The organism is Pseudoalteromonas sp. SMS1 (assembly GCF_021530565.1).
GTDB lineage: Bacteria > Pseudomonadota > Gammaproteobacteria > Enterobacterales > Alteromonadaceae > Pseudoalteromonas.
The window spans coordinates 168,285-178,183 of record NZ_JAKGBI010000012.1 but is presented as its reverse complement, the minus strand read 5'-3'; the positions used below and the strand labels follow the sequence as shown (position 1 = coordinate 178,183).

General features: G+C 42.7%; 7 protein-coding genes. 4 read left to right on the top strand and 3 right to left on the bottom strand.

The genetic code is table 11. The annotated features are described in order from the left end of the window. Positions 1 to 262 precede the first annotated feature (262 nt). Both gppA and rhlB read right to left on the bottom strand, forming a co-directional pair. Positions 263 to 1,765: a guanosine-5'-triphosphate,3'-diphosphate diphosphatase gene (gene gppA / locus L1286_RS13960; RefSeq protein ID WP_235407665.1), complete on the bottom strand. Its 1,503-nt coding sequence runs from the start codon at positions 1,763 to 1,765 to the stop codon at positions 263 to 265. Between the two features lie 29 nt (positions 1,766 to 1,794). Next, positions 1,795 to 3,078 carry an ATP-dependent RNA helicase RhlB gene (gene rhlB / locus L1286_RS13955; protein WP_235407664.1) on the bottom strand — a complete coding sequence of 428 codons (1,284 nt, stop codon included), beginning with the start codon at positions 3,076 to 3,078 and terminating at the stop codon, positions 1,795 to 1,797. A gap of 92 nt (positions 3,079 to 3,170) precedes the next feature. Here rhlB and trxA point away from each other — a divergent pair, with 92 nt between their 5' ends. The 3 genes from trxA (at position 3,171) to L1286_RS13940 (ending at position 6,379) form a co-directional block, all read left to right on the top strand. Beyond that, complete coding sequence (gene trxA / locus L1286_RS13950) at positions 3,171 to 3,497, top strand: thioredoxin TrxA (RefSeq protein ID WP_235407663.1); 327 nt, start codon at positions 3,171 to 3,173, stop codon at positions 3,495 to 3,497. A gap of 207 nt (positions 3,498 to 3,704) precedes the next feature. Then, positions 3,705 to 4,964, top strand: a complete 1,260-nt coding sequence (rho, locus tag L1286_RS13945) for a transcription termination factor Rho (protein ID WP_023399073.1) — start codon at positions 3,705 to 3,707, stop codon at positions 4,962 to 4,964. A 137-nt stretch (positions 4,965 to 5,101) separates the two neighbouring features. After that, on the top strand, positions 5,102 to 6,379 hold the full coding sequence (locus tag L1286_RS13940; protein ID WP_235407661.1) for a methyl-accepting chemotaxis protein: 1,278 nt from the start codon (positions 5,102 to 5,104) through the stop codon (positions 6,377 to 6,379). On the opposite strand, the gene L1286_RS13935 is transcribed toward L1286_RS13940, so the two are convergent. Continuing rightward, positions 6,356 to 9,208, bottom strand: a complete 2,853-nt coding sequence (locus L1286_RS13935) for an ATP-binding protein (RefSeq protein ID WP_235407660.1) — start codon at positions 9,206 to 9,208, stop codon at positions 6,356 to 6,358. The genes L1286_RS13940 and L1286_RS13935 overlap by 24 nt on opposite strands. 67 nt (positions 9,209 to 9,275) lie before the next feature. Between L1286_RS13935 and L1286_RS13930 the strand changes: the two genes are divergently transcribed. Next, positions 9,276 to 9,893, top strand: a complete 618-nt coding sequence (locus L1286_RS13930) for a DNA-J related domain-containing protein (protein WP_235407659.1) — start codon at positions 9,276 to 9,278, stop codon at positions 9,891 to 9,893. Positions 9,894 to 9,899 lie beyond the last annotated feature (6 nt).

Here is a 9,899-nt window from a genome sequence, read left to right as displayed (position 1 = left end):
GCGAAGTGGAGCGCCATATTAACCGCTTCACTTTTAAAGTCAACTAGAAAATTTAATTTTTTAAATCAACCTTTCAATTTAACTTTGCCCTTCACTTTGCATCTCGCAGTTGTGCGTGTTGCTCCGTGTCAGTGGGTGCGCATTATAGGGAGATTTAAGAAAGGCGCAAGCGTTTTTTTAAGTAAAAATAAAAAAACGCTGCCAACCGCTCAAATTACAAACAAAACACCTTTAATTGATTATTACGCATACACAACTGTGCTTAATCACACTCTATTTTTAGCAACCAACCACACTTCTCTTGGTACTTTGCTTCTTGCTCCAGCTCAGTTTGCATCAGTGGGTGTGCTTTCAACCAATTTTTTGACACGGTTAAAGTCAATGTTTCTGGTTCACTGGCAGTGAGAAATAATTCGGGAAGCACATCATCTTGGCGACGCATGGATAGAATAACACCAAGCCTTAATAATCTGATTAAGATCTCAGCTAAATGCTGATTTGATCCTAATTCCGCAAAGCCCTCAATCTGAATATCTGAACGATGGTTATTGACGAGTGCCGCTATCAGCTGTTTCTGTGCCTTGGTATAACCGGGCATCACACTATTATTTAGAATATACGCACTGTGTTTATGATATTCCTTATAATCTATCAATAGTCCTATTTCGTGAACTACCGTTGCTGCACGCAATGCGTCTGAACCAAATTGGGTATTAATAGACCAATAATCTTTGAGCTGATTAAAAAAGCCGTTACTAATCTCAAAAACACGTTGCGCTTGTAGATTGTCCACATGAAACCGTGCCATAAAACAATCTAGGGTACGTTTGCGGATGTCAGTCACACTCAAGTCATCTATCATGCCATAGAGCACACCTTCACGAAGCGCGCCGCCAGCTAGTCCCATACGCTCTATCTCAAGTGACTCAAACAATGCAATTAGTATTGCCAGGCCAGATACAAACACGAGCCTGCGCTCTTCGCTTAACCCTGGTAGGTCAAGTTTAGGAATGGTGTCACAGGCAATTGCCATCGACTTAATTTGAACCAGCTTAGACAATACCAAGTATTCATCCAAACCAAGTGCAGCAAATATTTCTTGTATCGCTTGCACAGTACCAGAGGCGCCAATGGCTAATTCCCACCCGACCTGCTGAAATTCTTGGACATGTGGCGCGATGACCTGTTTTGCCGCCGCAATCGCTAAAGTGAAGTTTTCTTCACTGAGTTGGTCATTTTTGAAGTATTTCTCCAGATAAGTTACACACCCCATATTAAGGCTATAATATATGTGTGCATCAAACCCACGACCAATTACGACTTCTGTGCTTGCCCCGCCAATGTCCACAACCAACTGTTTTCCATGACACGAGGAAGTGTGCGCAACTCCCTTGTAAATGGTACACGCTTCTAACTCACCACTAATAACATCAATCTTGTGATTGAGGATCTCTTCTGCACGCAGTTTGAATTGTTCTGCATTTTGAGCCAATCGCAAAGTTGCGGTTGCCACAATTTTAATATTTTGCGGCGGAATATCCTGCAACCGCTCTGCGAAAAGAGATAAACACTCCCATCCCCTTTGCATCGCCTCATGAGACAATATATTCTGCTCATTCAGCCCAGCTGCGAGCCTAACTTTGCGCTTTACTCTGCCAATAGTATGGACTCCGCCTGCCATATGCTTCGCAATAAGCATATGAAAACTATTTGAGCCCAAATCTATTACAGCATATACATTATTCTGTGGTGAGTTATATCCCACGCTCGTAACCTCTACTTACCCTACTACGTCTAATTGTGTTTAGGCGATGATTTTTGATAACTACCTTGTCTGCGAGAATTGCCACGCTTTCTTTGACCTGACTGATAATTTCTTCGATGTTGTTTTACCGGTGGCTTAAGATCGTCTAGCAGTGCTGTTTTATCATAATGAGAGACTGGAATTGAATGATCTATATATTCCTCAATCTCATGCAGGTTATAAGCATATTGCTCACACGCAAAACTAATTGCATGCCCCGATGCGCCTGCGCGTCCTGTTCGGCCAATGCGGTGCACGTAATCTTCTCGATCATCAGGTAAATCAAAATTAAATACATGACTTACTTCTGGAATGTGCAGCCCTCGAGCAGCGACATCTGTTGCCACGAGTAAATCTAACTCGCCTTTCGTAAACTTGGTCAAAATAGAGAGGCGTTTTTTCTGATTCACATCACCTGTTAGGAGTCCAACACGATGACCATCAGCCTTCAACCACTCGTAAACATTTTCACAACTGTGTTTGGTATTAGCAAAAACAATCGCCTTATCAGGCCAATCTTCCTCGATTAAGGTCAAAAGTAAAGGCAATTTGTCCTCTTGCGAAGGGTGAAATAACTCTTCTTGGATTCGTTTGCCCGTTTTCACGTCAGGTTCAATTTGTACGTGAATTGGGTTATGCATATGCTCGAACGCTAATTCTTGCACTCGGTAAGACAGTGTTGCAGAAAAGAGCAGGTTTAAGCGCTCTTTTGTTCCAGGCATACGATTGAATAAATATCGAATATCTTTGATAAAACCCAAATCAAACATGCGGTCTGCTTCATCGAGTACCACAACCTCAATGCTATTTAGGTTAAACGCACCTTGCTTGTAGAAATCAATCAGTCTACCTGTGGTGCCAATTAAAATATCAACACCTTTTTCTAGTTGTGCCCGTTGTTTTTCATATTCTTCGCCACCATATACTAAACCTAACTTTAAATTACAGTGCGGTGCGATAACTTGTGCATCTTTATGAATCTGTATTGCCAACTCTCTAGTCGGCGCCATAATAATGGCTCTTGGTTGTACAGATGCTTGTTGTTCAGGTTGATTTTGCATTAAACGATGACAAGTCGCGGTTAGGAATGCCAGTGTTTTACCGGTTCCTGTTTGCGCCTGACCCGCAATGTCCCTGCCTTCACATACGTAAGGCATACACTTTGCTTGAATTGGCGTACATAACTCGAAGCCATTCGCTGTCAAACCGGCGACCACTTCCGGTGCTAAAGCAAAGTCTGAAAATTTAGTATTGGTCAAATGTGTCTTAGTCATAGCAATAAAGCATAACGTTTAAACTTGCAATAAGAAACAAGAGTGTTTAAATACGCACTAAATAATTCGCCTAATTTCTAACGGAGAACGTAATGAGCGACAAAATTATCCAATTAACTGACGACAGCTTCGAAGCTGACGTACTTAACTCAGACAAACCTGTTCTTGTTGACTTTTGGGCTGAGTGGTGTGGTCCTTGTAAGATGATCGCGCCTATCCTTGACGAAGTAGCGGACGAGTTTGAAGGTAAAGTCACGATTGCCAAACTAAACATCGACCAAAACTCAGGTACTCCTGGTAAGTTTGGTATCCGTGGTATTCCTACACTGCTTCTGTTCAAAGATGGTGCTGTTGCTGCAACTAAAGTAGGCGCACTATCTAAAACTCAGCTTGTTGAGTTTTTAAACGACAACGCTTAAAAATTAAAAGCCTAAACTACTCAGTGGTTTAGGCTTTCACATTTTGCTTGCCAGCGGAATTTAATGATTAATGGATTAATTTTTTGTATAAAGACTGGACGACTCGATGGCTAGCTGCTAACTTATAGAGCCACAAACCTTTTTATCGAATTTCAACTCAATCCCTCGTGCGACGAGAAAACAACGTTAATTAAAGAACCCACCAATATGCATTTACGCGAACTGAAAGACAAGTCAATAAATGAGCTTGTAAAACTTGCCGAGTCAATGGGACTCGAAAACGTAGCCCGTCTTAGAAAACAAGATATCATCTTCGCTATCTTAAAAGCTCACGCAAAAAGCGGCGAAAACATCTATGGCGGCGGTGTTTTAGAAATTCTCCAAGACGGCTTTGGCTTTTTACGCTCTTCTGAAGCTTCTTACCTTGCTGGACCGGATGACATCTATGTATCGCCGAGTCAAATCAGACGCTTTAGTTTGCGTACTGGTGATTCAATTAGCGGTCTTATCCGTCCACCAAAAGATGGCGAGCGCTATTTTGCGTTGCTTAAAGTTAATGAAGTTAACTTTGATAAGCCAGAAAACTCTCGAACTAAAATTTTGTTCGAAAACTTAACGCCTATCCACGCAAATGAGCGCTTAGTCATGCAGCGTGGTAACGGTAGTACAGAAGATATTACCGCGCGTGTTTTAGACCTCGCCTCACCAATCGGTAAAGGTCAACGTGCACTTATCGTTGCACCACCGAAAGCTGGTAAGACGATGCTTCTTCAAAATATTGCACAATCTATTTCTTACAACAATCCAGATGCAACGCTCATGGTATTGCTAATTGATGAGCGTCCGGAAGAAGTGACTGAGATGCAGCGTCTCGTACAGGGCGAAGTGGTTGCATCAACCTTCGATGAACCGGCGAGCCGTCACGTTCAAGTTGCCGAAATGGTCATTGAAAAAGCAAAACGTCTTGTTGAGCACAAAAAAGACGTGGTAATTCTGCTAGATTCGATTACACGTTTAGCACGTGCTTACAACACCGTTATCCCTTCATCAGGTAAAGTATTAACCGGTGGTGTTGACGCTAATGCACTACATAAGCCAAAGCGCTTCTTCGGTGCTGCACGTAACGTCGAGGAAGGCGGCAGCTTGACGATTATTGCAACGGCCCTGATCGATACCGGCTCAAAAATGGATGAGGTTATCTACGAAGAGTTTAAAGGTACAGGTAACATGGAGCTACACCTAAATCGCAAGATTGCAGAAAAACGTGTATTCCCTGCTATCGACTTCAACCGCTCAGGTACTCGCCGTGAAGAACTGTTAACCAAGCCTGATGAGCTACAGAAGATGTGGATTTTACGCAAAATTGTTCACGAAATGAGTGAAATTGATGCCATGGAATTCCTCATCGACAAGCTCTCAATGAGTAAAACAAATGATGAGTTTTTCGATTCCATGAAACGAAAATAATCCTGAAAGAAGCCTGCCTACGCAGGCTTTTTTTTGCCCTGAAAAAGCTTGGAATTCATCTTGAACTAGTCTATACCTATTAGTCTAATCTGGAAAAAGTTTCTAGTTTTTAAGGTCATAGAAAGGAGACTCAGGCAATGCGTTTAAACGTCGGAGTGATTAGTACCACGTGCGCCAATCTTACCATCACCATACTTTGCGCTTTGTATTTTGAATTCACCCTCACTGCAACACTGATATTATGTGGCCTGATCATTTTCAGTGGGCTTTCGGTTTATTTACTTATTTCAAAGTTTAGCCACAAAGGCACTTATCTCGATAACTTAGTCACGGCTTTGCTTGCCGATACCAATATCGATCTAACATACCGTTTTGACGAACAAGATAAGCAGCTGCCAAATGCGTGTCTCGCGCTCAATGCTGGCATTGCGACCATTGAGCATATTATTTGTGAGGTCTATACCTGTTCTGCAAGACTGGCCCCAATGGCAGATGACCTCAGAGATACCTACGCTTCGATGACACAAAAAGCCACAATTCAACATGCCCATGGTGAGGATCTGGCTAGTTCAATCAACCGTATGCTCATTGTCTCTCGCGAGTTGGATGATAATTTAGACAAAATTTATTGCTCTGTTGAGGAAGCCACTGTGGCGGTGAAAAAAACCCGTATCGACACCGACAAGAGTCAAGAGAGTTTAATCAGCCTTGCTGAACATATCCGACAAACCAGCAAACAAATTGAAGCGTTAAAAGCTGACAGTGATGCCATAAGCGCTGTGATCGATGTGATCAATTCTATTGCTGAACAGACGAATTTATTGGCTTTAAATGCAGCCATAGAGGCAGCCAGAGCCGGAGAGCAAGGAAGAGGGTTTGCCGTTGTCGCCGATGAAGTACGTAGCTTGGCAGCGAGAACCAGCCAGTCCACACAAGAAGTACGAACCATGGTGAGTAAGATTCAAGCTGGTACAGACAGTGCACACGCGCTCATGTTACTTGCGTTAGAAGAGACCGATCGCACAGTGAGCTTGTCTGATGAATCGACAAAAGAAGTCGATCAAATAGAGCATGCCATGCTAGACATCAATGCAATGTCACACAGTATTCATGGTCAAGTTAAGCAACAAAAAGCCGTTTCAGATGAAGCGCAGTCGAGTATTGAATCCATGGTTGAGTTAAACTCAGATGCACTGTCTAGTTCCAAGATTCAAGCTGTATCCAGTAAAGATCTGATAAACCTTTCAACCAGTATCCACGAAAAATTAAGTATTTTTAAAACAGAAACACCAGAACCAGACTTAGACCCTAGAGTTGATAAAAGTCGCACCCATCACCATGAATCTAAAATTGAACAGCCCCATCCCCCCTCTGATGACGATGCAGCAGATTCAGGAGATATCGAACTGTTCTGAGCACGCTTGTACTTTGAGTTCATCACAAAGGATTAAAAATAGATCTTGGTACTGGTCGGTATTGTGTGCCTTGAGCGCAGCTTCAAATTGTTTTGCAATGTCTGCAATTGGAAAAAAGCCAAACACAGCAGCAGCGCCTGCAAGCTTATGGCAATGATATTGTAGTCCCGAATAATCCTCTTCTTGCCATAAGTCAATTAACTTATATCTTTCTTGTTCAAGTGTTGATGCAAAGCTCAGCTTTAAGTCCGTCATATCGAGACTCATCTCTTCATCGACCGCCGCTTGATAGCCCTTACCCAATGTTGATTGCAATACGGTAATTAATTTGTCTTGCTCTAACGGTTTACTCAAATGGCCATCAAAACCATTGTCCAAATAATACTTGATTTCATGCTCCATCACATTGGCAGTTAAAGCATAAATGGGCCCTTCATAGCCTGCCTGGCGCAATAAACGCAATGCTTCTAGTCCATCCATATGTGGCATTTGGATATCCATTAACACCAAATCAGGATAGCTGCTTAAGCACTTCTCTACGGCCTGCTTACCATCCAATGCCGATTCCACTTGCACACCCAACTGACAGAGAATGCGCTCGAACAACACTCGATTATCATCATGATCCTCCGCCAATAAAACTTGCCCATCAAACATCGCTCTTGGAGAGGAGCTAGGTTGTATAAGGGGCCCGATATCTTCTCTTTGATCTAGCAGTGGTGTACAGGGCACCCAAAAAGAAAAACGACTGCCCACATGAGGTTCACTGGTGACTTTTATTACTCCCCCCATCATGGCAGCCAATTGTTGAGATAAGCTCAGACCCAATCCAGAACCACCAAAGCGACGTGTTATGCTGTTATCTCCTTGCTGGAAATGTTCAAAGATTTTCTCAAGTTGAGCGGCTGACATCCCTATTCCAGTATCGGTTACACTAAACAGAATCCCATCATCTTGAGACTCTGCTAATAATTCAACCTGACCATGATGGGTAAACTTAATTGCATTGCTCAACAAATTGATCAGCACTTGCTTCACCCTGACATAATCAAGACACACTCGGTAAGGTGTCTCCAAGCGGTGCTCAACGATCAGCTCCAATGACTTTTCCAAACAGGGGTGATGGAACATATCGGTGACATCAGACAGCAGTGACTCCACTTTAAATTCGGTCAGTTCGAGCTCAAGTTGTTCCGCTTCAATTTTGCTAAGATCTAACACATCACTAATAAGCTCTTTTAGGTGCCTACCTTGGCGCATCAGCACCGTCAGCGACTCTTTCAGTCGTTCATTGTCATGATGCTCATGCAACATATTTTCACTGTAACCAAGAATGGCGGTGAGTGGCGTACGAATTTCATGACTGATATTGGCAAGAAACTGGCTCTTAATTTGATTGGCATGGCGTAATTGATCCGCTGTTTTTTGTAACTCGGCGGTACGCTCTGCCACTTCATTACTGAGATCCAGCTTGGCTTTTCGTTCAATCGTACGGCGATACCAAGCCACAAGCGCCAACAAAGCGAATCCAACGACTAAGCCGCTCATCCACATTAATTGTTGTTGTTGCTTTGATTTCAGTTCCTGAAGTTGCTGAGCTTGTTTGAGCTGCGCGAGTTCCTGACTTAACTCGCTTTCTTCAAAGCGTTTTTGGTATTTTTCTGCTTTTTCTAACAGCGCTTGATTTAATAATTTAAACATTGCCTGATCGTAATCCGTTAATGTCTGTAACGCTTCAGCGGTATTACTCTGCGCGGCTTGTGTCAGTGCGATAATCGACAGCGCCCGCTTTTCACGTAACTCGGCACCCAGTGATTGATTCATTTCTAAACTACGCTGCGCCGCGTCTTGAGCTTGTGCTATTTGGCCTTTCACGAGAAAGACTTGCGCTTGCACATATAATGCTTCTGACATATTTGAATCATTTTCTGCTTTTTCAGCATAATAGATCGCAAAATTGACATATGTTTCAGCCATTGCCATATCACCCGTCGAAATACTGACTTTAGCTAAGTTGCTGTATTCGTATGATAAGTGCTTTACGTCATTGACAGCTTCATAATAGTCGATGGCATTTTGTAAATAGGTAGCGGCCTCTTCAAAGCGTGAAGTTTGAGTGTATAGCACCCCCAAATTAGCTTGCGAGAGCGCGATCCCGTAACTATCACCAAGCTGTTCGAAGAGTGTGATGGCTTTTTGAAGTAATTCTTCTGCTTTTTCGTATCTTAATAGGCGAATATAAACGCCTGCGATATTGAGAATAATATCTGCTTGATCCTGCTCGTTACCGTGTAGCTTATAAAGCTCGTAAGCATCTAAGTAATGGGACAAGGCACTCATTAGGTCATGCATTTTAACATAGGCTAGACCTAAATTATTTTGAATATGCGCCACTTCGATTGGCGGTTGATGGTTTTTTGCAAGCACTAAGGCGCGTGTGTAATCCCTCTCAGAAGCCGCAAACTCTCCCGAGTGATACCAGCCAATCCCCTGCATTTTAATCGCCATAAATAGACGGTCAAGGTCAGGAGTATCACCCAGTGCCACCTCCATGCGTTTAAAAAAATGTACGCCTTTACGGAGCTCACCATTTTGAAAAGCGGATTTTCCAAGTGTTTGAAGTAAGGTAATGCTTTGATGCTGGGAAAGCTTAGGGTGGTTTAATAATTGCTCGCCAACCATTTGCTGCTCTTGCCAGCTTTTGAGTTGTGCAATATTTTGTATTTGTTGCGCCAGTGATTGTACTTCGCTGTGTTGCTCAGACGCATAACTGAAGATACTCAATCCTAAAGTAAAAATTACTATCCAGCACTTGTTTATCAATGCCATCCATGCCGTCCCAATTTGCAATAGCGTAATATTTCATCGACAATATCTAAGGTCATGAAGATACACTATGTTTACAGGTCGAACAATGATCAACCCCATTATCAATATTATTTTTGACATCATCTCGGCTACCCCACATCTGAAAGTGCATGAGCTGGCAGCACAGTTAAAAAACCAAACTGACTTTACTGCATTGGACGACGACCCCAGTAAAGATCTGTTTAAAAGAAACTTTTTAATTATGAATGGGCTGTATCAATTGCAAAATGAGTTAAGAGATACCCATCATGATGTGCATATTTCAGCGTTAGATATTTATATCGTAGCACCACCTGCTCCGTCAGCGCGCTGTAAGTCAGACTCCCCGCAAATCGATGACCCACTCAAAGCCTATTATTTAGATTGGCACAATTATGATACCAGTACAGAAGAAATTGAATCGTTATTAGCACAATTTTGGCAACGTTATTTAACAGGTTCAAATGCCGTACTCACTCAGCAAGATTGGACCGCTTTAGCACACAAATGGCAATTACCTGCCCACTATGACTTACCTACCTTACAAAAAGCGTGGCGGAAGCTCGCTTTGTCAAACCACCCTGATAAGGGGGGATGTGCCGCGGCATTTAACCAAATCAAACATGAATATGAACAGCTCAAAGCGATGCTCTGTGCTGTTCGATGACTCACG